A 23,175-nucleotide genomic window follows, 5' to 3' on the forward strand; every position below is an offset into this window, starting at 1 on the left:
TGTCAGCCTGAAATCGACTGCGCCGGAAAATCGAGGTCCACCGTGAGACCGTCGGTATCGAAGGTGCGGGTCATTTCCCCGCCGAGCTGGTTCTGCACCGACATGCGCAGCAGGCGGGAGCCGAAGCCCTCGCGCTCGCTGGACTCGTCCGCTGGCGGTGCAATGCCCGGTTCGCTCCAGCGGATCTTCAGCCTGTCGGCATCGCCGTCCTGCGCTTCGTTGGTAGCGGACGAAACGTCGATCTGAACGTAGCCGTCCGCGTGCGACAAGGCCCCGTATTTCGCGGAGTTGGTGGCAAGCTCGTGGAAGATCAGCGCCAGCGGCGTGGCCGCCCGTTCCCCGATCCGCTGCCGCGCGTCGCCGTCGATCCGCAGCTTGTTCTCCCCTTTCGCTCCGTAGGGGGCCAGCATGTCGGTCAGCAGTTCGTGCAGGCTGTGACCGGCATTTTCGTTGAGCGGATTGACATAATCATGTGCATGACCGAGCGAGCGGATCATCGCGTTGAGGTCGGCGGCGAATTCCGCCAGCTCGGGGTGCTTGCGCACCCGCATCGAGATGAGGCCCGAAATCACCGCGAAGATGTTCTTGATCCGGTGCGACAATTCACGCGCCAGAAGCTGGCGGTTTTCGGATTCGCTATGGCTGTCGTGGATATCGGTGATCGTTCCGAACCAGCGGTTTTCCTTCCCGTCCTCGGCATCGGAGGGGAGGATACGCACTACGTTCCAGCGCCATTCGCCGCTTCGCGTTTTCAAGCGAAATTCGCTCTCGAACGGTTGCAGCGCCTTGTACGCGGCCTTCCACGCTGCATACATGCCCTCGTGCTCGTCCTCGTGGATGAGGGGCAACCAGTCGGTCGCCACTTCGACCTTCACGTCGCCGACGACTTCGCTGAAGCGCTGGTTGAGATAGTCGATCTTGCCCTCGCGGCTGAGCGAGAAGGCGATATCGGGAATGCTGTCGGCTATCGCCCGCAGGCGCCGCTCCTCGACTTGCAGAATAGCCTGCTGCGCCAGCGCTTCGCGGCGATGCCGAAGCCGCCGCATTACCGAGGCTGCCATGACGATAAGACCGTTCACTTGCAGTTCGGTCAGGCCTTCGGGGCGCGGCTCGGTATCGATCACGCACAGCGAACCCAGCGGTGCGCCCTCGTGGCTTATGAGCGGAGCGCCCGCGTAGAACCGGATGTGAGGCTGACCCAAAACCAGCGGATTGCCCGTGAACCGTGGGTCCTGCTGCGCATCGGGCACGATCATCGGTTCGGGTTCGAGCATGGCGTGCGCGCAGAACGACGTAGGGCGCGGCGTTTCGGTTTCTTCCAGCCCCTCGCGAACCAGAAACCGCTGCCGCTCCTTCTCGACCAGGGAGACGAGGCAGATCGGTGCACCGCACACTTTCGCGGTGAACGCGGTGATCTGACGAAGCTCCGGATCGTTCTCCAGCGCGTCGAGCCCGTACTGCTCAAGAATGGAGAGCCGGTTCGCCTCCTCGCAGTACAGCGCGTCCGGCGCTTTGCCTGTCGGCCAGGGGAGAAGGTCATCTGCTTGCATGATGTGCCTCATTAACGCGGCTCGCCGTCATTACAATTGCCTTACGCCAAGCAAAGCGTGGGGCACGCCGGTATGCAGTCCCGGGTTTGCGTCGGCCCCGCCTGTTGCTATGCGCCGATGCCATTGAGGAGAGAACATGCGCGCTACCCCCGAATTCGATTTCCAGCTCGGCGAAACCGCCCAGATGATCCGCGAGACGACCGGCCGCTTCGCCGACGAGCAGATCGCTCCCTTGGCCGAGAAGGTGGACCGGGAAGACTGGTTTCCGAAAGAGGAGCTGTGGCCCGCGATGGGCGCGCTCGGCCTGCACGGGATCACGGTAAGCGAGGCGGACGGCGGGCTGGGCCTCGGCTATCTCGAACACGTGATCGCGGTGGAGGAAGTCAGCCGCGCCAGCGCCTCGGTCGGTCTTTCCTACGGCGCGCATTCGAACCTGTGCGTCAACCAGATCGCGCGCTGGGGAAGCGACGCGCAGAAGGCGAAGTACCTGCCCAAACTCATCAGCGGCGAGCACGTCGGCAGCCTCGCCATGAGCGAGGCGAGCGCGGGTAGCGACGTCGTTTCGATGAAGATGAAGGCCGAGAAGGTCGACGGCGGCTACGTGCTGAACGGCACGAAGTTCTGGATCACCAATGCGCCTTTCGCCGATACGCTGGTGGTCTACGGCAAGACCGATCCGGAAGCGAAGAGCCGCGGCATCACGACCTTCCTAATCGAGAAAGGCTTCGAGGGCTTCTCGATCGGCCAGAAGATCGAGAAGGTCGGCATGCGCGGCTCCCCGACGAGCGAGATCGTGTTCGACGATTGCTTCGTGCCGCAAGAAAACGTGATGGGCCCGGAAAACGGCGGCGTCGGCGTGCTGATGAGCGGTCTCGATTACGAGCGCGTCGTGCTGGCCGGCTTACAGCTCGGCGTGATGCAGGCTTGCCTGGACACGGTCATCCCCTACCTTCGCGAGCGGACCCAGTTCGGCAAACCGCTGGGCTCGTTCCAGTTGATGCAGGCGAAGGTGGCGGACATGTATGTCGCGCTGCAATCGGCGCGGGCCTACACCTACGCGGTTGCCAAAGCGTGCGACGCCGACAAGACCACGCGCTTCGACGCGGCCGGCGCGATCCTGCTGGCGTCGGAGAATGCATTCCGCGTGGCGGCCGAGGCGGTGCAGGCGCTCGGCGGCGCGGGTTATACGCTCGACTGGCCGGTCGAGCGTTATATGCGCGATGCCAAGCTGCTCGACATCGGCGCGGGCACGAACGAGATCCGCCGGATGCTGATCGGCCGTGAGCTGATCGGTGCAGCGGGGTGAGCGACACCCTTCTCACCGCATTGCAGTATTACGGGGCGGGCGCCGGGTTGATCGCTGCGCTGATGGTGTCGCTGAATATCAGCTTCAGGGTCAGCGGCTGGGGCTTCGTGCTTTTCGTTACGAGCTCCATCGCGCTGATCGCCTGGGGCTTTCTCGGCGAGGACACTGCCGGGATCGCCTGGCAGAACATCGGCCTGCTGATGATTAACATCGTCGGGGTTTATCGCTACCTGATCGCCGCGCCCGACCATCACGGCCGCGCCTCCAAAGACAGCCAAGAGCCCTCGACATGACCGCACCCGTTCTCACCTCCACGCTCGACCGCGAAGCGCCCGATGCCAAGGCCCGCTTCGAGCATAACAAATCGCTCGCCCAGGATCTGCGCGACAAGGTGGCCGAAGCCGCACTTGGCGGGCCCGAGCGGCACCGGGAAAAGCATGTTTCTCGCGGCAAGCTCCTGCCCCGCGAGCGGGTCGAACGCCTGCTCGATCCGGGCAGCCCATTCCTCGAGATCGGGCAACTCGCGGCGAACGGGATGTACGAAGGCGATGTCAACGGCGCCTCGATCATCGCCGGGATCGGGCGGGTCAGCGGGCGGCAGGTGATGATCGCCGCCAACGATGCCACTGTGAAGGGCGGCAGCTACTACCCGACGACGGTCAAGAAGCACCTGCGGGCGCAGGAAATCGCGCAGGAAAACCGCCTGCCGTGCATCTACCTCGTCGATAGCGGGGGCGCGAACCTGCCTTATCAGGCTGAGGTATTCCCTGACCGCGACCACTTCGGGCGCATTTTCTTCAATCAGGCGCAGATGTCTTCGCTCGGTATCCCGCAGATCGCCTGCGTCATGGGCAGCTGCACGGCGGGCGGCGCTTACGTGCCGGCAATGTCCGACGAGACAGTCATCGTCCGCAATCAGGGCACGATCTTCCTCGCCGGCCCGCCGCTGGTGAAGGCTGCGACGGGTGAGGAGATCAGCGCTGAGGATCTTGGTGGCGGCGACCTGCACGCGAAAAAATCGGGCGTCGTCGACCACCTTGCCGAGAACGACGAACACGCGCTTACGATCGTGCGCGACATCGTCAGCCATCTGGGTGCGAATACCGGCGCGGCTGCGGACGTGAAGCTGCGCGATCCGCGCCCGCCGAAGTTCGACGCCGACGATCTCTACGCCCTCATTCCCGAAGACGTCCGCGCTCCCTACGACGTTCACGAGGTCATCGCCCGGCTGGTCGACGGCAGCGAGTTCCACGAGTTCAAGGCTCACTACGGCAACACGCTCGTCTGCGGCTTCGCACACATCTGGGGCATGCCGGTCGCGATCCTCGCGAACAACGGCGTGCTGTTCTCCGAAAGCGCGCAGAAGGGCGCGCATTTCATCGAACTCTCCTGTCAGCGCCGCATTCCGCTGCTGTTCCTCCAGAACATCAGCGGCTTCATGGTCGGCGGCAAATACGAGGCGGAGGGCATCGCCAAGCACGGCGCGAAGCTCGTCACCGCCGTCGCTACGGCGACCGTGCCGAAGATCACCGTGGTCATCGGCGGCAGCTTCGGGGCGGGTAATTACGGCATGGCGGGACGCGCCTACTCCCCGCGCTTCCTGTTTACCTGGCCCAATGCACGCATTTCGGTGATGGGTGGTGAACAGGCGGCAAGCGTCCTTGCAACGGTCCACCGTGATGCCGAGAGCTGGTCGAGCGACGAAGCAGAGGCATTCAAGGCGCCCATCCGCCAGAAGTACGAGGACGAGGGCAATCCCTACTACGCTACCGCGCGTCTTTGGGATGACGGCGTGATCGATCCGGTGCAGACGCGCGACGTACTCGGCCTCGCATTCGCGGCGACGCTGGAAGCGCCGATCTCGGAGCGTCCGGCGTTCGGCGTCTTCAGGATGTGACGGCGACTAAAGCGGGAACGAGACCGGCCCGCCGAAGCCGCCTGCCGGTGCTGATGGCAGCGGCGATCGTTCTGCACAATCTGGAGGAGTGGTGGACGCTGCCGCTGCTGCCCGAAACGCTGGACGCCCTCTACGCGTTGCTAGGCCTGCCGATCGCTCAGCCGGAAATCGCGACGATCAGGTGGGCCTTGGCCATATTCGCGGTCGTACCCGCAGGCATTCTACTGATCGCGGCGAGCAAGAATACCCCGCGTGCGGCGTTCGTCTGCTGCATGATCGCATCGATGTCGGCAGCGAATGCCCTCCTGCCGCATATCGCGCTCTCCCTTGCGTGGGGCGGCTATGTCCCCGGTCTGGTCACCGCCGTTTTCGGTACGCTGCCGGTCGGCGCGTTCGTGCTATACGAGGCGCGGCGCTCAGAATGGCTCAGGCCGCGCGGCTGGCTTGGAGCGATCGCGCTCGGCATCGTCCTGTTGCCGCTGGTGCTGACCGGCTTCTGGGCGCTGGCGCAACTGTGAATGCAGTAAACAACTTCTCGCCTCATCCGGGTGATAGGCTCCGCCCATGAGCGACTACCGCGATCCCCCGCCGTCCATGCTCTCCCGGGCGGTCAAGCGCCTCATCGTTACGAACTTCCGCTGGCGTGGGTGGACCGCTTTCGGCTTGCCCCCACCGGGCCGGCGCTGCGTCATCATCGCAGTGCCGCACACGAGCAACTGGGACTTTCCCAACGTGCTCGGCGTAACGAGCGAACTCGGCATCGACGTACACTTCATGGGGAAGGACAGCCTTTTCCGCTGGCCGATCGGCAATTTCATGCGCGATATGGGCGGGGTCGAAGTGGACCGGTCGTCGCGCCGCAATCTCGTTCAGCAGATGGTGGACGAATTTGCGCGGCGGGACGAGTTCATGCTCGTCATCGCCCCTGAAGGGACACGCAGCGCGGTGAACCGCTGGCGGACGGGCTTCTACCAGATCGCACTTCAGGCGCAGGTTCCGCTCGTGTGCGGGATGATGGACTATGGCACGAAGACCGGCGGGCTAGGTCCGGCAATCATGCCCACCGGCGATTACCGCGCCGATATGCGCAAGATCGTGGAGTTCTACCGGCAGGGGCGCCCCAGGCACCCGGAACGCGCGATCGACGTCCAGACCGTGCTCGACGCCTATGACGATCCGCCGTCCCGTTAACCCAAGGTGTTGATAAGCAAAGCAGGCGGGATTCCGCGGCCGGGACCTGTCTGATAGCTCTGGCTTCGTAACCGCTCGCACCGGGTCGAGGGTGGTCCGAACGAGAGGAGCGGCTGGGCGCCGTGTTACTGGAAAACTCTCCGTACAGCGAGGTGGGCGCAAGTGATGCGATGCCCACGGAAAAGACTTCGCTGCTCGTGTTCGGCATCAATTATGCGCCCGAACTTATCGGTATAGGTCCCTACACCGCTGGTCTGGCCGAGGAAATGGCGGCACGCGGGCACCGGGTACGCGCAGTCGTCGGGCAGCCGTACTATCCTAGCTGGCGGGTTCAGAAGCGTGCGGGCAGGGCGTGGCAAAGCGGCACTCGTGGCGGGGTCGAAGTCACCTATTGCCCGCTTTACGTACCGCGCCGTCCGACCGCGCTTCGCCGTCTTGCGCATTACGCAAGCTTCGCAGCGACCGCGGCCCTGCCGCTGGCGCGGGCGATCATGCGCGAGAAGCCGTCCGCGGTCCTCGCCATCGCGCCGTCGCTCGCCGCCGTTCCGGTAGCTGCCTTGGCGGCGCATATTGCAGGCGCGCCGCTTTGGCTCCACGTGCAGGATTTCGAGGTCGAGATGGCGTTCGCCACCGGGATGCTATCGGCCGACACGCGGCTGGGCCGGGTCGCGCGCAACTTCGAGAAGTCCGTGCTTCTGCGCGGCGACATCGTTTCCACGATCAGCCAGAAGATGTGCCAGCGGCTCGACGTCGTCGGGGTGGACCGGGAGCGCATCATGGAGCTCAGGAACTGGGCCAATCACGCGGAGCGGATCGACCGGGCCGACAGCGCGGAAATCCGCCGCGAATGGGGTCTCGAAGGCAAGACGATCGCGCTGTACTCCGGCAACATCGCGGCGAAGCAGGGCCTCGAAGTGGTGGTCGATGCCGCCCGGGCATTGAGCGCCCGCCGCGATCTGGTTTTCGTGATCTGCGGGGAGGGGCCGAACCGCGAGGAACTGGAAGCGCGCGCGGAAGGTCTGGGCAACGTAGTTTTCAGACCGCTGGCTAAGGAAGAGCAATTCGCGGAGGTCATGAAGGCGGCGGACATCCATCTGATGCCGCAGGTAGCGGGCGCAGCCGATCTCGTCCTTCCCTCTAAACTGCCGAACATGCTGGCATCCGGCAAACCGGTGGTGGCGACCGCGGCAGCGGGGACCGGCCTCGCCAACGAGGTGATGGGCTGCGGCCTGGTAGTGCCGCCTGGCGATGCCGCAGCCTTGGCGCGGGCGGTGGAGAAGGTCGCGCGCGACCGGGAGCTGGCGGAAGCGCTCGGTGCGGAAGGCCGCCGACGTGCGGGAACGCGCTGGGCGATGGACCTGATGGCGAACCGGTTCGAGAAGCGGCTCGGCCGTCTCGTGGCAGAGCAGGCTCAGATGCCCATCTCCGACAAGAGCGAAGCAATGCCGGCGCGGTAATTGGCGAAACTGTAGCGGCGCGCTTCGGTTTGCGCGGCAAGGCGCATCGCGTGAACCCGCTCGCGGTCGGCCGATAACCCGGCGATCGCTTCTGCAAGCAACTGCGTATCCGGCCGGGAAATGACGACGCCGCTTTCTTCGGTTGCGCCGAGGCCGGCCTGCGGTGTCTGAATGACGGCAAGGCCCGATGCGAGCGCCTCGAGCAGCGTGATGGCCGATCCCTCGAAGTAGCTCGGCAGGACGAGAACATGATGTTCTCGCATAAGCGCCGGAATGCCGCCGCGCGGCACGTTGCCCGCGTAAGTGACCCGGTCCGCATATCGTGCGAAGATCGCGCGCGGGATCATCAGCGGCCCGGCCAGCGTGACCGAGACTTCGTTCGAAGGCAGGAGCTTCGCCGCTTCGAGGAGGTGCTGCACACCTTTGCGCGGCGATAGCTGGCCGACGAAGAGCACTTTCAGCGGCTCGTTATCGGTGGCGGGAGGAGGCGGGACAGACGGATCGAATGCGGTGCTGTCGAAGCAATAGGGCAGAACCCGCGTCTTCGCGGCTATGCCGCCCAGCTTCGATTCTCGGGCGAGTGACGTGGCGACCTCTGGGCTGCCGCATACGATGCGGTCGGCGGCGGCATATTCGCGTTCCTCGGCATCGATCAGCGATTGCGGCGCGCGCGGCGTCGCGGAGGTCAGCCAGTCGCCGTGCGTTTTAGCGATCATGTCGTAACACCGGTTCCACATGCGCCAGTCGGCGACCGTCCGGTCGAGGATTTTCGGAGCACTATGCGTATCGGGATGGGTGAATGCTCGCTCGGACGATCCGTTATAGCCCCATAGAGCGATCGGCGCATCCGCGCGGTACCAGCGCAAGACGTTGCTGGCGAAGGCGCGGTTTCCCGCGGCATCGAGGCGCTGCGCCAGGGAAGCGAAACCTGCCTGCGCCGCCGCACGCTCCGCCCATTCGTGCCAGCCTCCGGTACGCACGAGCGCGGGATCGAGACCTTCCTGCCGGTAGCGCTTCCCGACTAAGCGCGCCGGAAAACCCCGTATCGGATAGATGCTCGTGGCATACCAGGCGAGCCGCTCCTGCCGCTGCAAGGCGAGGGCCGTCAGCCTGCTGTGCTGTGTGCCCGAATGAAAAACGCCGACCTGCATGCGTGATGTTTAAACCGGGCGAGCGACGCTCAAAAGACCGTGCCGCACGCTTCTACCGGCAAATAGAGTTTTCCTACTTCCAGATCACAAACTAACCGTTCTGGTTCTTCGTATCAGAGGAGATATCCAGAATGACTGATCTACCGATCAAGGCGCCGGGCGGTTTCGCGCCGGCTACGGCCATCGGCCATACCGATGCAGCGGGGAATTACGTACCCGTCGGACCCGATAATCCGCTGCCGGTGGCGGGCCTGTCCGGTCCCGCGTCCGCGCCGCCTCCTGCTGCCCTCACGGGCGACACCGCCTCCCCGGAAGTCGCCGGACCCTATGCGCCGGTTCGCGGCCGCACCGTTTTCGTTCAATTATCGGGTGAGTGGACCGGCAGCGCCCGCCTACTCCGCTCAGTCGACGGTGGTACCACCAAGCATCTACTCACCGCGGCGGGCAGTGAGTGGGCGGTATTCGCGAGCAACGTTTGCGAAGCCGTGTGGGAAGAAGGCGAAAGCGGCGCCCAGCTTTACCTCGACCTCGCGCCGACCAGCGGCACGATCGCCTACCGGGTGTCGCAATGAGCGCGCTGGCAATTCCGGCGCTGGCTCTCGCGCAACGGAGCGTCGCAGCACTCCCGGCCCTGTTCGCCGATCTCGCGGGTCGGAGCCCTCCAGCGGAAATCGTCCGGCTCGACAGCACCGGCTACGCCGAAGAAGGGAAGGGCGCGGCGCAATACATCAGCGACGGCCTGTGCGACGAAGCTCTGCTAGCCGCCCATCCGCGGTGCTGCTTCAGAACCGCGAACGGGCGCATCTTCCGCCTGTTCGCTTCCGACGGCCGAATCACGGTCGAGCAAACGGGGGCGGCCGGCGATGGAATTGCCGACGACCGCGAAACGATCCAGGCAGCCATCGACTACGCCGAGGCGACGCGCGCCCGCGAAGTCGTGTTCGAAGCCGAGCGGTACGCCATCCACTGCCCGGTTCGCACCTCTCCGCTATCGGCGAAGCACGCGGTGGACGGCCACCCGCTCGTAGTTCGCCGGTCCCTCGGCCTGCGCGGCGCGGCGGCTGCGCGGACCGTCCTCGACTTCAAGGGCATCGGCGGCGTTGACCCCGAAAGGAACTGGCAGACGATCGCTGTCAGCGAGAGCGACCCGTCCGATGCCGTCTGGCGCGGCGGCGGGCTGTTCGTCCTGGGCGAGCTCAGCGATCCGGCGCCTGCGCCGCGGCGCGTTGCCCGGCTCGAACTCGACCGGCTCGTCTTCCAAGGCAACCGCGCGAACACCGGCGTGTTCAGCTATCCTGCAGACCCGGCGACCGGGGACGGCTGGGACATCACCGACAAGGCGTTCTGGCTACAGGACAGCTACGCGGGCGAGATCGTGCTGACCGACACCGACATGATCGGCTGGAAAGGCGAGATCTTCTACCTCGGCGGGGCGGGCGGTGCGATCGAGCGGTTGACGCTAAGAAACTGCCGTTTCCTCACCGGTAACGGCAGCGCGTTCAATCCGGGCGTCAATGCCGTGCTGCTCGCCGAAGACTGCGAGTTCGGCGATTGCTACCAGGCGCAGGAGGATACGGCGAAGTCGCGCGCGACATACCGCGGCTGCCTGTGGCGCGACTGTGACCATGCCGGGCTAGGCGGCGGCCCGACCGGCGACTTCCGGTACCACATCGTCTATCCTTCGCGCGACGAAGCGCAGCCGCTCCCGCTCACGGTGCTCGACGACTGCGAGTTCAGGAACATGAACCAAGTCATCTTTTCGAGCTGGGTGCAGGGAAGCATCCGCACCATCGATGCGCCCGTCCACGTCAACGGCGACCAGTCGATGCGCGTCACTGACATCGATCTCAGCATCGATGCGTGGCTCGACCAGGCGAACAACATCAACGCCCTCGCGCTGGTCGGGGTGTCGAGCCTGTCGCAGCAGGTTCCGGGCGCGCCTGCCGGCACGTTCAAGGAGCCGCCCAGCCACGTGCGCTTCCGTATCCGCCACTTCCGCTCCGAACTGGCGAAGCGAGAGGGCAGGCAATGGCGCGGTCCGGCGTGGTTCGGTTACATCGGCAAGTCCTGCCGGATCGAGACGGAAGGCGACTTCGCCAGCCAGCATACCCCGAACGGCGGCGCGGCTCCGCTATCCATGCCGCTCGTCAGCGCGGGGCCGGGCGAACCCACGACACTCTACACCTCGCACGGTTACTACATTCCGGGGGTCTACACCGAGAACGGCGAGATCATGCCGGCGGGGCCGCTGATGGCGGTAGCCGTCGGTAGCGACATCGCACTCGACATGAACATCGCGCGCTGGCCCGCGGGCGGCGCGGAATACGGGTTCGCCGAAGGGCAGAAGCTGCGACTGGCCAAGACCGACGGGCAGGGCAGCATCCGCTTCGTGAAGGGGCAGTCGCCCGCCAGCTTCGCCGTGAACGAAACGCGCGTACTTGCCGCAGCGCACGACTGGATCGAGTTCACCTACAACGGCAATATCGGCCGGTGGGAAGAAAGCGGTTTCTTCAGTTCCGTTTGATGGCAGGGGAGGGGCGGCGCGTCTGGCCGCCCCCTTACCCGTTACTTCATGACCCACCCGTGGCTTATCAGCATGGACTGGCCGGTCAGCGCATTGCTGTCGAACCCGGCGAGGAACACCGCGACGTCCGCCACATCCTGAACGGTGGTGAACTCCTGGTCTACGGTATTGCCGAGCATGACCTTGTTCACGACCTCTTCCTCCGAAATGCCGAGGTCGCGCGCCTGCTCCGGGATTTGCTTCTCGACCAGCGGCGTTTTCACGAAACCGGGGCAGATCACGTTGGAGCGCACCCCGTGCTTGGCCCCTTCCTTGGCAATCACCCGCGCAAGCCCCAGGATGCCGTGCTTTGCGGACACGTAAGCGGACTTCAATGGGCTCGCTTCGTGGCTGTGGACCGATCCCATGTAGATGAGCGAGCCAGAGCCTGCCGGGTACATGTGCTTGACCGCGGCCTTGGTGGTCAGGAATGCCCCGGTCAGGTGAATATCGACGACCTTGCGGAACTGCTCGACCGGAAAGTTCTCGATCGCGTGAACGATCTGCACGCCCGCGTTCGATACGAGCGAGTCGAGCCGGCCGAAATGCTCGACGGCCGCATCGGTCGCGCTGTTCACCTCGTCTTCGCTGGTCACATCCATGCGAAACGCCTTCGCATCGCCCGGACCGCCCGACTGAATGGTCGCGACCGTCTCGTTCGCGCCGTCCATGTCGATGTCGCAGACCGCGATCTTCGCGCCCTCGCGCGCCATCGCGCAGGCGATCTCGCGCCCGATGCCGGAGCCTGCACCGGTAATGAGGCTGACGTGGTCTTCGAGCTTGAGCGATGTCGTCATGGTAATCAGGTTCCTTTCTCGGGCATTTTCGGTTCGTGCTGTTCGCGCAGGCCGATACGGTCCATTCCGTGCCGCTCGTCGAGACCGCGCGTGTGGTCGAGGTCGTAGACGGCGATGGCTTCGTCGTGGGGCGGGGGCTGGCGCCAGCAATCATGGGCGAGGATCTCGGCCGCGTCTGCGCGGCCCTGCTGCCAGTGACGCAGCATTGAGGTGCGCGAGAACTCGTAATCCTTCGATGCGCCGATAAAGCCGTCGTGCCGGTAGATCAGGTGGACGAGCGTGACCCGGTGATTGGCGATCAGCCGCCGGGCGTGCCGGATTTCCTTCGTATCGCGGTCTTCTTCGGGAATGCTTTCGATGACCTTGCGCAGTGCGTTCTTGAGCGCGTGCCGCTCGCGAAAGGCGTCGGTGTTCATGCGCGTCCGGCTGGAGTAGACGATATCCTTGCGCCGCTCCTCGACGTCGATCAGCGTCTGCGGCAGCGCGCCGCGCGCGGGAAACAGGTCGACCTCAAAGACCAGTGCATCCCCCCGGCACTCGCGCAGCACGTGCGCGAGCGGGGTGTTGGAGACGAGCCCGCCGTCCCAGTATTTGACGCCCTCGATCTCGATCCACGGCAGGCCCGGGGGTAGTGCGCCTGATGCCATGACGTGTTCCGGCCCCATCGTGTGCTCGCGGTTGTCGAAATAGACGAAGTTGCCGTTCTCCACCTCGACCGCGCCGAGGCTGACGCGCGCGGCTTTCGGATGGTTGAGCCGCTCGAAATCCACATGGGACTTCAGCGTTTCGATCAGCGGAGCGGTATCGTAGAAGCTTACCGCGTCGATGCTGCCGGGCTCGGCGAAAAACTGCGCGGGACCGCGCGGCTTGAAGAATCCGGGCGCTCCGCCGAGCATGCTTGCCGCCGTACCGAGAACAGAAGCCGCGCGCGCTCCGTAAACCCCCGAGATACCGAGGTTCCAGTTGTCGCCCCCGTCGGGCGGCCCGCTGGTAACGAGGTTCCAGAAGCTCCGGAGCATGGGCACGCGTTCGTCGGGAGCGTTGCCCGCGATGATCGCGGCATTGACCGATCCGATGGAGATACCGGCATACCAGTTCGGCTCCACGTCAAGCTCGTGGAAGGCTTCGTAGGCGCCTGCCTGAAACGCGCCGAGAGCGCCGCCGCCCTGAAAGACGAGCGCGGTCTGGTCATAGCGGTAATCGGGGGTGGAAGATGGCAAAGCGGATCCCGTCCTGTTCAGTCTGTCGTGCGGCGCGGCGCTGATGCCGTGCCGAACCTAATGTACCCTTGCTCCCGCTTTGCATAACCGCCTGTCAACGCCGTAGTTCCGTCATTTGAGGGCCTGTCCGGCGGCGTAACCACTCGCCCATGCCCACTGGAAATTATAGCCGCCGAGCCATCCGGTCACGTCCACCGCCTCGCCGACCGCATAGAGGCCGGGTACCGCCTTCGCTTCCATGGTCTGCGAGGACAACGCCGCGGTGCTGATGCCGCCGGCGGTGACTTCGGCTTTGGCATAGCCTTCGGTTCCATTCGGGTTGAACGCCCAGCCCGAAAGCTGCTCCTCGGCCTTGCGCAGCGACTTGTCCGGCATGTTGCCGACATCGCCGGATAAGCCGATCCGCTCCGCCAGCGTCGCGGCAAGCCGGTCGGGCAGATGTTCTCGCAAGACGCTTCCCAGCGTGGCACGCGGATTGGCCGCTTTCGTCTCGATCAGCCAGCCTTGCGCCTGCCCCGGCAGGAAGTCGATGCTCACCGGCTCGCCCGCTTTCCAGTAGGACGAGACCTGCAGGATCGCGGGCCCCGACAGACCGCGGTGCGTGAACAGTGCGGCCTCGGCGAAGCGCGTCTTGCCTGCCTGCGCCTCAACTGGCGCGGCGACGCCCGACAATTCGCGGAACAGCACGTCATCGCCGCCGAGCGTCAGCGGGACGAGTGCAGGGCGCGGCTCGACGATCTTGAGGCCGAACTGCCGCCCAAGCTGGTAGCCGAAATCGCTCGCCCCCATTTTCGGGATCGATGGTCCGCCGCAGGCGATGACGAGATTACGCGCGGCATACGTCTCGCCGTTGGCGGTAACGGAGAATAGATCTCCATCTTGCGCCACGGTTTCTACAGTTTGGTCGCATCGCACCGAGACTTCGCCGCCTGCCGCTTTCGCCGCCGCGCATTCGGCGAGCAGCATGTCGACAATCTGGCGTGCCGAACCGTCGCAGAACAGCTGTCCCAGCGTCTTCTCGTGCCACGCGATGCCGTATCGCTCGACCAGTGCCAAAAACTCGCGGGCCGGATAGCGAGACAGGGCCGATTTGGCGAAATGCGGATTGGCAGAGAGAAAGCGTTCCGCCGCCCGCGCGCCATCGACATTGATGTTGGTGAAATTGCAGCGCCCGCCGCCCGAAATGAGGATTTTTTTCCCCGGCTTCTCGGCTTTTTCGAGTACCAGCACGCGCTTGCCGCGCTGACCGGCGATGCCCGCGCAGAACAGGCCGGCAGCGCCAGCGCCAATGACGATGGCATCCCACGCGCTCAAGGCGTCTGCTCCCGCGCCAGTATCTGCGCTTCCGGGAAAGTGCGTTCGGTTACCGCCTCGCGGTTTACGGTGACGGTCCGCTGCGCCGGGTTGGCGAGCGCTGCCATTGCGGAAAGGTAGGAAGACGTGCGGATCAATAGCGGCGCGCGCGCGAGGCAGAACATGTTGACGAGCGCTTCCTTCGCCTTGTCGGCAGGTGGCATGGCGGAGAAATGCCGTGCCGTTCCTGCAGGGACATCGGCGAGGTCGTAGCGGGTGATCGTTGCGCCGGGCAATACTGCAGCCACAGTCCTAGCGAAACCGAGCTCGTCAGTCGCGAGAAAGACGGTACGCGGAGCCGACTCCTCGGTATGATCGCGCAGTAGCGCCAGCATCGCGTCCTCCGGCGGCGCTCCGGTTTCGAGCAGCTTGTCGGTCCCGCGAAAGTGAATGGCGAGGTCTACGCCATCCTCCGGAACGACCGCATCGATGAGCTGCTTAAGTTCGCCAGACGGCGCGAACATAACCGCGAAATACCCCTGCGCTTCGGCGAGGCTCAAGTCGCGCTGCAGGATGAAGCGTTCGAAGTAGCGCGCCGCGCTTCGCGGCATCGCCGCGGCCGTCGCATCTGTCGCAAGGTCTGCAAACCACCGGGCGAAAATATCTTCGCCGCCCGAGTACAGCGGATTGGTCGAGCGAACCGCGACCTTGCGCCCTTCTGCTTCCGCCCACGCCCTCACTAGCAGCGCCTTCGCCATCAACGCGCCCATTCCCTGCCGCTCGTCGAGGTCGATCGCCCATGCTTTTGGATGACGGCGCGCATATCGCAGGAACGCGCCGCGGCCCGTCAGCGCGCGGTAGTCCTTGACCGGAGCAGCCGTCCTGAACCGCGTGAGCGGTACGTAGGCGGTCCCCAAGAGCTTGCGGAAGGCGGAATGCACCGGGCCTGCTCGTCACGCGCCGTGGAACGCTACGGAAAGCGATTCGTTTAGGTCGGCAGGCGGCGGTGAGGGAAGGAAAGGCAACAGGGAATGGGACAAGAAGAAATCCTCGTAATCGTGGCGATCGTAGTAGTGATCCTGATCGCCATCGCAATCTGGGTCGCGCTGCGCAAACGGCGAACTGATGCCTTACGCAACAAATTCGGCGACGAATACGACCGGACGGTCGAAGAACGTGGCAACCGTACCCGTGCGGAAGAAGCGTTGGAAGAGCGCGAAAAGCGCGTAGCCGAACTCGATATCCGCCCGCTCACGCACGAAGAGCACGACCGCTTCTCGAATGAATGGCACGAAACCAAGACGTTGTTCGTCGACAGCCCTGCCGAAGCGGTGCTGCGCGCCGACCGGACGCTCGCCAACATGATGAGCACCCGCGGCTTTCCAATGGGCGATTTCGATCGCCGCTACGAAGACCTTACGGTTGATCATCCGAAGGTCGCGCGGCATTACCGCGAAGGTCATGCGCTGACCGAACGGCACAACCGCGGCGAAGCGTCGACCGAGGATCTGCGGCAGGCGATCAAGCATTACGAGCAGCTGTTCGAGGAGCTCGGCCGCGATGCCGGAACCTCCGATGCGCCGCAGGGCCGGATTGCGGAGAACCACGACCATGATCACGACGTCACGACCTCGCGCCCTGTTTCGACGCGCGATATGAACCCGGCGGTGGAAACCCGCGAGGACGGAACCCGGATCGATCGCGACCCGCCGCGTGACACCGTTCCTGCACGTCCGCGCAGCTAACGCCGCTTCCTGGAAGACAAGAAAAAGGGCTGCCTCCCGCCATGGGAAGCAGCCCTTTTTCGTAAGGCTTATGCGCAAACTTTAGAAGCCGGCGCGTACCGTGACGCCGTAGGTGCGCGGCTCTGCCAGATAAGCGGAGAACGTCTGCTGCGAGGCAACGAACGGGGTGTTGAAGGCAACCTGCGTGTAGTCGATGTCGAACAGGTTCGACACCCAGCCTTCGATCGCCCAGCGCTCGTCCGGACCGCGGATGCCGATGCGGGCGTTGACCAGCGTGAAGCCGTCCTGCTCCTTGCCGTAGAGAAGGTCGGAACCGGTGTTGTAGTCGCCGACCGTACGCACGTTGAGATAGGCAAGACCCGACAGACCGCTGCTGCCCAGTTCGGGCGTCCAGCTTGCCGAAGCGGTCGCCGTGATCTCAGGCGCGTTCGACAGATTGTCGTTCGGCAGCAGACGCAGCGCCGGATCGAGCGGAGCGCCCGATTCGTTGCCGATCAGGTTGTCTTCGTAGCTCGTGTCCGAATAGGTCAGGCCTGCCGTGAACAGAAGATCGCGGCCCGGACGCATCGAGCCTTCGAGTTCGACACCCTGCGCGACGACGCCGTAGGTCACATCGTCCTCGGCGCAGGCGCCGGTCAGGCCGAACGCATCTTCGTCAGCGTCGTTCAGGTCGCTCGAGCAGGCATTGATGTTCTGCACGAGGAAGACCGAGCCGTTGAAGGTGTTGAGCTGGAAATTCGAGAACTCCTGCCGGAAGGCGGACAGGCCGAGCGTGAACTCGCGTGTCGCGTATTTCGCACCGATTTCGAAGGCGTCGACCGTTTCCTGACCGAACTGCAGGTTGGCCGTGTCGGCTAGTGCCAGCGGTCCCACGATGACGGAGATGTTGCTCGCGCCGGTGGTATCAGCCGGCGAGAAGAACGTGCCGGTGATGGCCGACCGGTCGAGGTTGAAACCGCCGGCCTTGTAGCCGCGTGAGTAGCTGCCGTAAAGCAGCAGGTCCGGTGTCGGTTTCCAGCTCAGGATACCCGTGCCGGTAAACTCGTCCTCGTCCCGCGTGTCCGAGAAGGTCGCACCGTCGAGTTCGCTGGTGGAGTTGCCTTGGCAGGCCAGCGAAATGAGGCCGCCTGCAAGCCCTGCGAGCGCCGGACTTGCCAGCAGCGGAGTAAGCGCGGCCCGCTGTGCCGGGCAAACGGTGTTGTCGTTGCCGAGCACGGCGTCGAAATCCTTCGTTTCGTTGGTGTAACGAAGGCCGAGCGTCAGATCGAGCGTATCGGTGATGTGAAAGATGTTGTGCGTGAAGACCGCAAAGTTCTCGCTGTCCTGATTGTAGATGTCGCCGGTCGAACCGAGATCGTTGACCGTCGCAAGGCGGTCGAGTCCGCCGAAGATCGCGGGTGTCGCTGCGCCGAATGCAGGCTGAGTGGGCGCTCCGGGAACGACGCCACCCAAAGCGCCGCTCAAGAAAGCCCGTCCGCCCGCATTAAGACATCCTGTTGCGGTTGGGTCAGCAAGTGCCGGGCTTATCGCATTCACAATGCGGCACGGTGCGAACGCGCCGTAGTCTTCGCCGAAGCGAAGGTTGTCGCGTACCTGCAGCTTCTCGTTGGCGTAGAAGCCCCCGACCAGCCAGTCGAGCCGGTCACCGAACGCCGAGCCCTGCAAGCGCAATTCCTGCGTGAAGGTCTTGAACTGGCGCGCGCCGGCGTTGGGTCCGGGCGCGCGGTACAGGATATCGACCTGCGTATAGTCGGTGTCCGAACCCTGGAAGTTCTCGTATTCGCGGTATCCGGTGATCGAGGTCAGCTCGACTGCGCCAAGCTGCCAGTTGAGCTCGCCGGAGATACCGTAATCCTCGGTCTCCCCTTCGTAGCTGCGGCCTTCGGTCACGTAGATGTCGCGGTCGAACGTGCCGTTGTTGAGCGCGGCGGGGTTCTGGCCGAGCGCCAGAAGTACCGGAATGATCGGGTTGGCCGTGCTCGTCAGCGAGGGGCTGCCGGGCTCTGGGCGAATGAACGAGTTGAGGCCCGGGCTGATGCGCGACAGCGGAGCGAAGTCCGTCTGCACGAACGTCGCTGCGCAGCATGCTTCGTCCTTCTTCGAATAGTCGGCAACGACGCGGAACTCGATGTCGTCGTTCGGTTCGAACAGCAGCTGTCCGCGAACAAGGTAGCGGTCACGGTTGTTGATATCGGTGTTGTTGACGACGTCGTTGTAGAAGCCGTCACGCTTGAAATAGACGCCATCGACGCGCGCTGCCACGGTATCGCCGAAGGGAATGCTGATGCCCGCTTCGCCGCGGATCGCGTCGTAATTACCGTAGGTGAAGGCGCCGTAACCGGTCAGCTCGAACTCCGGCGGAGCGGTGTAGATCGAGATCAGGCCGGCGGAGCTGTTACGGCCGCCCAGCGTACCCTGCGGACCACGCAGGATTTCGACCCGGTCGATCGGGCCCAGTTCGCTCAAGGCGTTACCCGAACGCGAGCGGTACACGCCGTCGACGAAGACCGCGACGGAGCTTTCGAGGCCGGGGTTGTCGCCCACGGTACCGATACCGCGGATACGGGCAGAACCGTTCGCTTCGTTACCGGTCGAGGAAACGAGCAGCGAAGGGGCGACCTGGTTGAGTTCTCGAATGTCGCTGGCGCCCGATTTGGCGAGTTCCTCGCCCGAGACGGCGTTTACCGCGATCGGAACGTCGGACAGCGACTGGATACGGCCCTGCGCGGTAACGACGATGACGTTGCGATCGATCTCGTCGTCGGTCACGTCGGCCTGCTCGGCGACGGTTTCGTCTTCGGCTGCCTGCTCGGTCGTCTGCGCATATGCCGGAGCGGCAGCAAGCGCGGCAAGCGATGCGCCCGCGGCGAAGGCGATTTTCAACGATCCGGCAAAACGGACTGCGACGTTCATGGCAACTCTCCTGTAAACACGCGGCGCTTACGCACCTTTGTTATTCGGCGTTAAAAGGCCGAAATCCTTCGATTTCGTCGAGCGTAATTGCTTGCCGAGCGCGGTTTGCGGAAAGTTAATCGAGACCGTTGTTTTCTTGCATCATGGGCGCGGCGGAGGGGATGCGGTGCCCCTCCAGCCTTTCCGTAACGTCATCTCGGCCTATCGATGTCCTGCGAGCGGGATGAGGGGCAGCGGACAATTTTTGACATTGATCGGACGCGTCGACATGGTAGCGCTCACATAAACAGTAACGAGAGGTCGCGGTGAATCCGGTCGAGGAAGTCGCGCTGCCGTCCAAAGCGGCGTTCGACGAGCAGGTGAGGCAGGCTTACAGGCCGGTCGTGATACGCGGCATGGCCCGCGACTGGCCGCTTGTGCGTCTGGGCCGCACCGACCCGGCAGAGGCGCTTCGCTACTGCGCGTCCTTCGATAGCGGCGCTGCCGCCGACATAATGCTCGCTCCGCCCACGGAAGGCGGCCGGTTCTTCTACCGGAACGACATGACCGGCTTCAATTTCGAGCGCCGCAAGGGCACGTTGGGGCAGCTTGCGGGAGAGCTAGCGCGGCTGGACGGACAAGACGACGCTCCCGGAATGTACGCCGGCGCAGCCGATCTCCACGATCACCTGCCTGGCTTTGCAAGCGATCATCCCTTGCCTCTCGCAGAAGAGCAGGATGGATCGCAGGCGCGCATTTGGATGGGGAATGCGACGCAGGTCGCGACCCATTTCGATTTGTCCGACAACTTTGCGGTAGTGGCGGTCGGGGCGCGGCAGTTCCGTCTCTTTCCGCCCGACGTGACGAAACACCTCTACATCGGTCCGCTGGACGTGACGCCCGCCGGACAGCCGGTCAGCATGGTCAATCCGCTCGAGCCCGATCTGAAGCGTTATCCGGATTACGAAAAGGCCGAGGCGCAGGCGCTATACGCGGAGCTGGAACCGGGCGACGCAATCTACGTGCCGACCTTGTGGTGGCACCATGTCGCGGCGACGTCGCCCATCAACATTCTCGTCAACTACTGGCACAACAATTCCGAGCGGGGAGGACCGTTTCTCGCGCTCATTCACGCGCTGATGTCGGTGCGCGATCTTCCTGCAGGCCAGCGGGAAGGGTGGCGCGCGTGGTTCGACCATTTCATTTTCGGGGAAGGTGCCGGTTCGGCCGCCGACCATCTTCCCGCACATATCAACCGGATTACCGGCCCGCCGTCGGAAGAGCGTAGCGAAACGATGCGCCGCTTCATCGTTCAGGTGCTGAGTGCGCGCTAAGACATAACAAGGAGAGGACAATGACCCGCCACCTATTCGGACTTTCGACCGCTGCCGCCGCGCTGGCGCTTGCAGCCGGCCCGCTCGCCGCGCAGAGCGCCGAGCCTTCGGGCCTGCCGGTCGGGACCTGCATCAACATCGGCAACCATCTCGAACCCGAAAGCGAAAGTGCGTGGGGCGGGAAGCGGATCGAGGCCTCCGACTTCCGCAATATCGCGGACGCCGGTTTCCAGACCATCCGCCTGCCGGTTCGGTGGAGCAACAAGACCGGCTCCGGACCGGACTTTACCGTCGATGCTGCATGGATGGACCGCGTCGAAGAGGTGGTCGACCAGGCGCTCGCAGCCGATCTCAACGTTATCCTCGACAGTCACAACTTCGTCGAGGTGCATTCGGCTCCTGAAGAGAACACGGCTAAGCTCGCCGCGATCTGGGCGCAGATTGCCGAGCGGTTCTCGGACAAGCCGAACGAGCGGCTCTGGTTCGAGATCGAGAACGAACCGCACGATCAGCTGGACAACGAAAACCTGATGGCCGTGCTTGGTCCCGCACTAGCCGAGATCCGTGTGGTCAGCCCCGAGCGTCCCGTCATCATCGGCGGCGAGTTCTGGAGCGGGATCGATTCGCTCGCGACGCTCGAACTGCCCGACGATCCGAACATCTATCCGACCTTCCATTATTACGAGCCGTTCGACTTCACCCACCAGGGTGCAACCTGGGCGGACGATGTCCCGCCGATCGGGCGGAAGTACGGGACCGCTGCCGATGCAGCGCGACTGACGGCGGATGTCGCGAAGCTCGAAGCCTATGTCGAGCGCACGGGCAAGCTCCCCTTCATCGGCGAAACGGGTGCTTACGACGCGCATATTCCGCTGGAGCAGCGGGTGCAGTATCACCGCGCCGTGACGGAGGCCTTCGCCCCGACAGGCGTCGGGCAGTGCGCCTGGGCCTACACCAACACCTTTCCTTTCTGGAACCAGAAGACCGGCGAATGGCTGCCGGGAATGCGCGAGGCATTCGGTCTAGGTGGGAGCGCAGCTACATCCGCTCCGGCCGTAACCAGCGCCTCCGCCGTACCGAACGTCAATCCGGACTTGCCGGCCGCCTTGCAAGAGGTGGACCGGATGCTTCCCGGAATGCTGCTCAACGATCCGTCCAGCCTCGAGTGGCAGACCTACGGAAGCAACCTCAAGGTGAAGGGCTATGCCGATCCTGCCATACCGGGCGGCGGCGCGGCGCTTACCTTCACCAATCGCAAGGCCGGCAATGCCTACGACGGCGGCGCGAACATCCCGCTGATGTCGGAGATCGAAGAGGGCGACACGGTCACTCTCGGTTTCTACGCACGCACAGTCGCAAGCGAGGCGGCGGACGGTAAAGGCGAGGTGCAGGTGCGCTTCCAGCGGAACAGCGACCCTTATCCCGGCTTCGGCGACAGCGTGGTAAGGCCGGGTACGGAGTGGAGCTGGCACGAGGTCAGCGCCGTCGCGGATCAGGACATCAGGCGCGGCATGGCATTCGCGTCGATGCAGTTCGGCTCGCAGAAGCAGACGGTCGAGATCGGCCAGACCATCATCGTCAAGGGCGCTCCGTCGATCGCCAATTGAGCAAAACTCCAAGCACTATAACCGAAGGTAGCTCCGTTTCATGAGTCTCGATCTTTCCGCCGTTTTGCCCGCCGATTACACTAGGGGCTCGTTCATCGGCCGGGCGCAGTCGCCCGAAGGCCCCTGCGCCATCATGCTGCGCGAAGGGCGCATCTACGACCTGACGCAGGAGGTCGCGACGGTGTCGGGCGCGATCCAGCGCAAGCATTTCTCCGGCGGCGAGGAGATCGGGACGGTCGACGGCGGACTGCCGGGCGGCTGGAGCCTGCTCACCCCCATAGACCTGCAATGCGTGAAGGCATGCGGCGTCACCTTCGCCCTTTCGGCGATCGAGCGTGTCATCGAGGAACGCGCTCGCGGTGACGCCAAGGCAGCTGCCCGGCTGCGCGACCAGCTCGAAGAACGGGTCGGATCGGGTATCCGCTCGGTCGTTCCGGGCAGCGACGAGGCCGCGCAGCTGAAAGAAGCGCTGATCGACGAGGGGATGTGGTCGCAATATCTCGAAGTCGCGATCGGTCCCGATGCAGAGGTTTTCTCTAAATCGCCGGTCCTTTCGACCGTCGGGCACGGCGCGAAGATCGGTGTGCGCTCCGATTCCGACTGGAACAATCCGGAGCCCGAGGTGGTGCTCGCCGTCGATAGCGAGGGCGAGATTGTCGGCGCGGCGCTCGGCAACGATGTGAACCTGCGCGACTTCGAAGGGCGTTCGGCGCTGCTGCTCTCGAAAGCCAAGGACAACACCGCGTCCTGCGCGATCGGGCCATTTATACGGTTGTTCGACGACGGCTTCACGCTGGACGACGTTCGCTCCGCCACGGTCGAGCTTACCATCGACGGGCCGGAGGGCTACCGGCTCGAAGGGCGCAACGACATGAGCCAGATCAGCCGCGATCCCGCCGATCTCGTGACCCAAACGCTGAGCGAGCATCACTACCCCGACGGTTTCGTCCTGTTCTGCGGCACGCTGTTCGCGCCGACGCAGGACCGCGACACGCCCGGCGGCGGCTTCACGCACAAGATGGGCGACGTGGTCCGCATCGCATCGGACAAGATCGGCGTGCTGGAAAACACGGTCACGACCTCGCGCGATGCACCGCCGTGGGAAATGGGCATTGCCGCGTTCATGAAGAACCTTGCGAACCGCGGGCTGATCGAAAAAGTCTGATTCCGCT

General features: G+C 64.3%; 19 protein-coding genes. 12 read left to right on the forward strand and 7 right to left on the reverse strand.

Features of this window, described 5'->3' with window-relative positions:
- Positions 1-2: 2 nt before the first annotated feature.
- The gene (locus HUV48_RS07090; RefSeq protein WP_176267084.1) at positions 3-1,550 is read right to left on the reverse strand and encodes a sensor histidine kinase; all 1,548 of its coding nucleotides are present in this window, start codon (positions 1,548-1,550) and stop codon (positions 3-5) included.
- Between the two features lie 136 nt (positions 1,551-1,686).
- Here HUV48_RS07090 and HUV48_RS07095 point away from each other — a divergent pair, with 136 nt between their 5' ends.
- From HUV48_RS07095 to HUV48_RS07120, 6 genes are all read left to right on the forward strand, one after another.
- Entirely contained in the window at positions 1,687-2,856 is a 1,170-nt protein-coding gene (locus tag HUV48_RS07095) for an acyl-CoA dehydrogenase family protein (RefSeq protein WP_176267085.1), read from the forward strand.
- Positions 2,853-3,149: a hypothetical protein gene (locus HUV48_RS07100; RefSeq protein ID WP_176267086.1), complete on the forward strand. Its 297-nt coding sequence runs from the start codon at positions 2,853-2,855 to the stop codon at positions 3,147-3,149. The genes HUV48_RS07095 and HUV48_RS07100 overlap by 4 nt, the downstream gene beginning before the upstream one ends.
- Entirely contained in the window at positions 3,146-4,753 is a 1,608-nt protein-coding gene (locus HUV48_RS07105; RefSeq protein ID WP_176267087.1) for a carboxyl transferase domain-containing protein, read from the forward strand. Before HUV48_RS07100 ends, HUV48_RS07105 begins: the two co-directional genes overlap by 4 nt.
- Positions 4,750-5,271: an HXXEE domain-containing protein gene (locus HUV48_RS07110; RefSeq protein WP_176267088.1), complete on the forward strand. Its 522-nt coding sequence runs from the start codon at positions 4,750-4,752 to the stop codon at positions 5,269-5,271. Before HUV48_RS07105 ends, HUV48_RS07110 begins: the two co-directional genes overlap by 4 nt.
- A 46-nt stretch (positions 5,272-5,317) precedes the next feature.
- Entirely contained in the window at positions 5,318-5,944 is a 627-nt protein-coding gene (locus tag HUV48_RS07115) for a lysophospholipid acyltransferase family protein (protein ID WP_176267089.1), read from the forward strand.
- A 170-nt stretch (positions 5,945-6,114) separates the two neighbouring features.
- Positions 6,115-7,401 carry a WcaI family glycosyltransferase gene (locus tag HUV48_RS07120; protein ID WP_176267090.1) on the forward strand — a complete coding sequence of 429 codons (1,287 nt, stop codon included), beginning with the start codon at positions 6,115-6,117 and terminating at the stop codon, positions 7,399-7,401.
- On the opposite strand, the gene HUV48_RS07125 is transcribed toward HUV48_RS07120, so the two are convergent.
- Positions 7,356-8,552, reverse strand: coding sequence for a glycosyltransferase family 4 protein (locus tag HUV48_RS07125; protein WP_176267091.1), 1,197 nt, complete (start codon positions 8,550-8,552; stop codon positions 7,356-7,358). The two genes, HUV48_RS07120 and HUV48_RS07125, sit on opposite strands and share 46 nt — an antisense overlap.
- Positions 8,553-8,683: 131 nt before the next feature.
- On the opposite strand from HUV48_RS07125, the gene HUV48_RS07130 reads away from it, so the two are divergent.
- Both HUV48_RS07130 and HUV48_RS07135 read left to right on the forward strand, forming a co-directional pair.
- On the forward strand, positions 8,684-9,124 hold the full coding sequence (locus HUV48_RS07130; protein WP_176267092.1) for a hypothetical protein: 441 nt from the start codon (positions 8,684-8,686) through the stop codon (positions 9,122-9,124).
- On the forward strand, positions 9,121-11,076 hold the full coding sequence (locus HUV48_RS07135; RefSeq protein WP_176267093.1) for a pectate lyase family protein: 1,956 nt from the start codon (positions 9,121-9,123) through the stop codon (positions 11,074-11,076). Before HUV48_RS07130 ends, HUV48_RS07135 begins: the two co-directional genes overlap by 4 nt.
- Before the next feature lie 41 nt (positions 11,077-11,117).
- On the opposite strand, the gene HUV48_RS07140 is transcribed toward HUV48_RS07135, so the two are convergent.
- From HUV48_RS07140 to HUV48_RS07155, 4 genes are all read right to left on the reverse strand, one after another.
- Positions 11,118-11,912, reverse strand: a complete 795-nt coding sequence (locus tag HUV48_RS07140; RefSeq protein WP_176267094.1) for a 3-hydroxybutyrate dehydrogenase — start codon at positions 11,910-11,912, stop codon at positions 11,118-11,120.
- A gap of 5 nt (positions 11,913-11,917) precedes the next feature.
- Positions 11,918-13,132, reverse strand: a complete 1,215-nt coding sequence (locus HUV48_RS07145) for a patatin-like phospholipase family protein (protein WP_176267095.1) — start codon at positions 13,130-13,132, stop codon at positions 11,918-11,920.
- A 111-nt stretch (positions 13,133-13,243) separates the two neighbouring features.
- A complete protein-coding gene (locus HUV48_RS07150; RefSeq protein WP_176267096.1) occupies positions 13,244-14,446 on the reverse strand; it encodes a BaiN/RdsA family NAD(P)/FAD-dependent oxidoreductase in 1,203 nt (400 codons plus the stop codon).
- Positions 14,443-15,366 (reverse strand): O-fucosyltransferase family protein, encoded by a 924-nt coding sequence (locus tag HUV48_RS07155; protein WP_176267097.1) that lies wholly within the window; start codon positions 15,364-15,366, stop codon positions 14,443-14,445. Before HUV48_RS07155 ends, HUV48_RS07150 begins: the two co-directional genes overlap by 4 nt.
- A 90-nt stretch (positions 15,367-15,456) precedes the next feature.
- Between HUV48_RS07155 and HUV48_RS07160 the strand changes: the two genes are divergently transcribed.
- Positions 15,457-16,170: a hypothetical protein gene (locus HUV48_RS07160; protein ID WP_176267098.1), complete on the forward strand. Its 714-nt coding sequence runs from the start codon at positions 15,457-15,459 to the stop codon at positions 16,168-16,170.
- Between the two features lie 81 nt (positions 16,171-16,251).
- Here HUV48_RS07160 and HUV48_RS07165 read toward each other — a convergent pair whose 3' ends face one another.
- Positions 16,252-19,083 (reverse strand): TonB-dependent receptor, encoded by a 2,832-nt coding sequence (locus tag HUV48_RS07165; RefSeq protein WP_176267099.1) that lies wholly within the window; start codon positions 19,081-19,083, stop codon positions 16,252-16,254.
- 305 nt (positions 19,084-19,388) lie between these two features.
- Between HUV48_RS07165 and HUV48_RS07170 the strand changes: the two genes are divergently transcribed.
- From HUV48_RS07170 to HUV48_RS07180, 3 genes are read left to right on the forward strand one after another with little or no spacing between them, the layout of a single operon-like run.
- The gene (locus HUV48_RS07170; RefSeq protein ID WP_176267100.1) at positions 19,389-20,396 is read left to right on the forward strand and encodes a cupin-like domain-containing protein; all 1,008 of its coding nucleotides are present in this window, start codon (positions 19,389-19,391) and stop codon (positions 20,394-20,396) included.
- 20 nt (positions 20,397-20,416) lie between these two features.
- Positions 20,417-22,003, forward strand: a complete 1,587-nt coding sequence (locus tag HUV48_RS07175) for a glycoside hydrolase family 5 protein (RefSeq protein WP_217906718.1) — start codon at positions 20,417-20,419, stop codon at positions 22,001-22,003.
- A 40-nt stretch (positions 22,004-22,043) separates the two neighbouring features.
- Positions 22,044-23,168, forward strand: a complete 1,125-nt coding sequence (locus HUV48_RS07180; protein WP_176267101.1) for a fumarylacetoacetate hydrolase family protein — start codon at positions 22,044-22,046, stop codon at positions 23,166-23,168.
- Positions 23,169-23,175: the final 7 nt, after the last annotated feature.

It is taken from the genome of Qipengyuania atrilutea (assembly GCF_013370205.1).
Taxonomy (GTDB): Bacteria; Pseudomonadota; Alphaproteobacteria; order Sphingomonadales; family Sphingomonadaceae; genus Actirhodobacter; species Actirhodobacter atriluteus.

Coding starts and splice junctions, on each gene's coding strand:
- HUV48_RS07090 (WP_176267084.1), bottom strand. CDS start 1,550: ATGCAAGCAGATGACCTTCTCCCCTGGCCGACAGGCAAAGCGCCGGAC.
- HUV48_RS07095 (WP_176267085.1), top strand. CDS start 1,687: ATGCGCGCTACCCCCGAATTCGATTTCCAGCTCGGCGAAACCGCCCAG.
- HUV48_RS07105 (WP_176267087.1), top strand. CDS start 3,146: ATGACCGCACCCGTTCTCACCTCCACGCTCGACCGCGAAGCGCCCGAT.
- HUV48_RS07115 (WP_176267089.1), top strand. CDS start 5,318: ATGAGCGACTACCGCGATCCCCCGCCGTCCATGCTCTCCCGGGCGGTC.
- HUV48_RS07120 (WP_176267090.1), top strand. CDS start 6,115: ATGCCCACGGAAAAGACTTCGCTGCTCGTGTTCGGCATCAATTATGCG.
- HUV48_RS07125 (WP_176267091.1), bottom strand. CDS start 8,552: ATGCAGGTCGGCGTTTTTCATTCGGGCACACAGCACAGCAGGCTGACG.
- HUV48_RS07130 (WP_176267092.1), top strand. CDS start 8,684: ATGACTGATCTACCGATCAAGGCGCCGGGCGGTTTCGCGCCGGCTACG.
- HUV48_RS07135 (WP_176267093.1), top strand. CDS start 9,121: ATGAGCGCGCTGGCAATTCCGGCGCTGGCTCTCGCGCAACGGAGCGTC.
- HUV48_RS07140 (WP_176267094.1), bottom strand. CDS start 11,912: ATGACGACATCGCTCAAGCTCGAAGACCACGTCAGCCTCATTACCGGT.
- HUV48_RS07160 (WP_176267098.1), top strand. CDS start 15,457: ATGGGACAAGAAGAAATCCTCGTAATCGTGGCGATCGTAGTAGTGATC.
- HUV48_RS07165 (WP_176267099.1), bottom strand. CDS start 19,083: ATGAACGTCGCAGTCCGTTTTGCCGGATCGTTGAAAATCGCCTTCGCC.
- HUV48_RS07175 (WP_217906718.1), top strand. CDS start 20,417: ATGACCCGCCACCTATTCGGACTTTCGACCGCTGCCGCCGCGCTGGCG.
- HUV48_RS07180 (WP_176267101.1), top strand. CDS start 22,044: ATGAGTCTCGATCTTTCCGCCGTTTTGCCCGCCGATTACACTAGGGGC.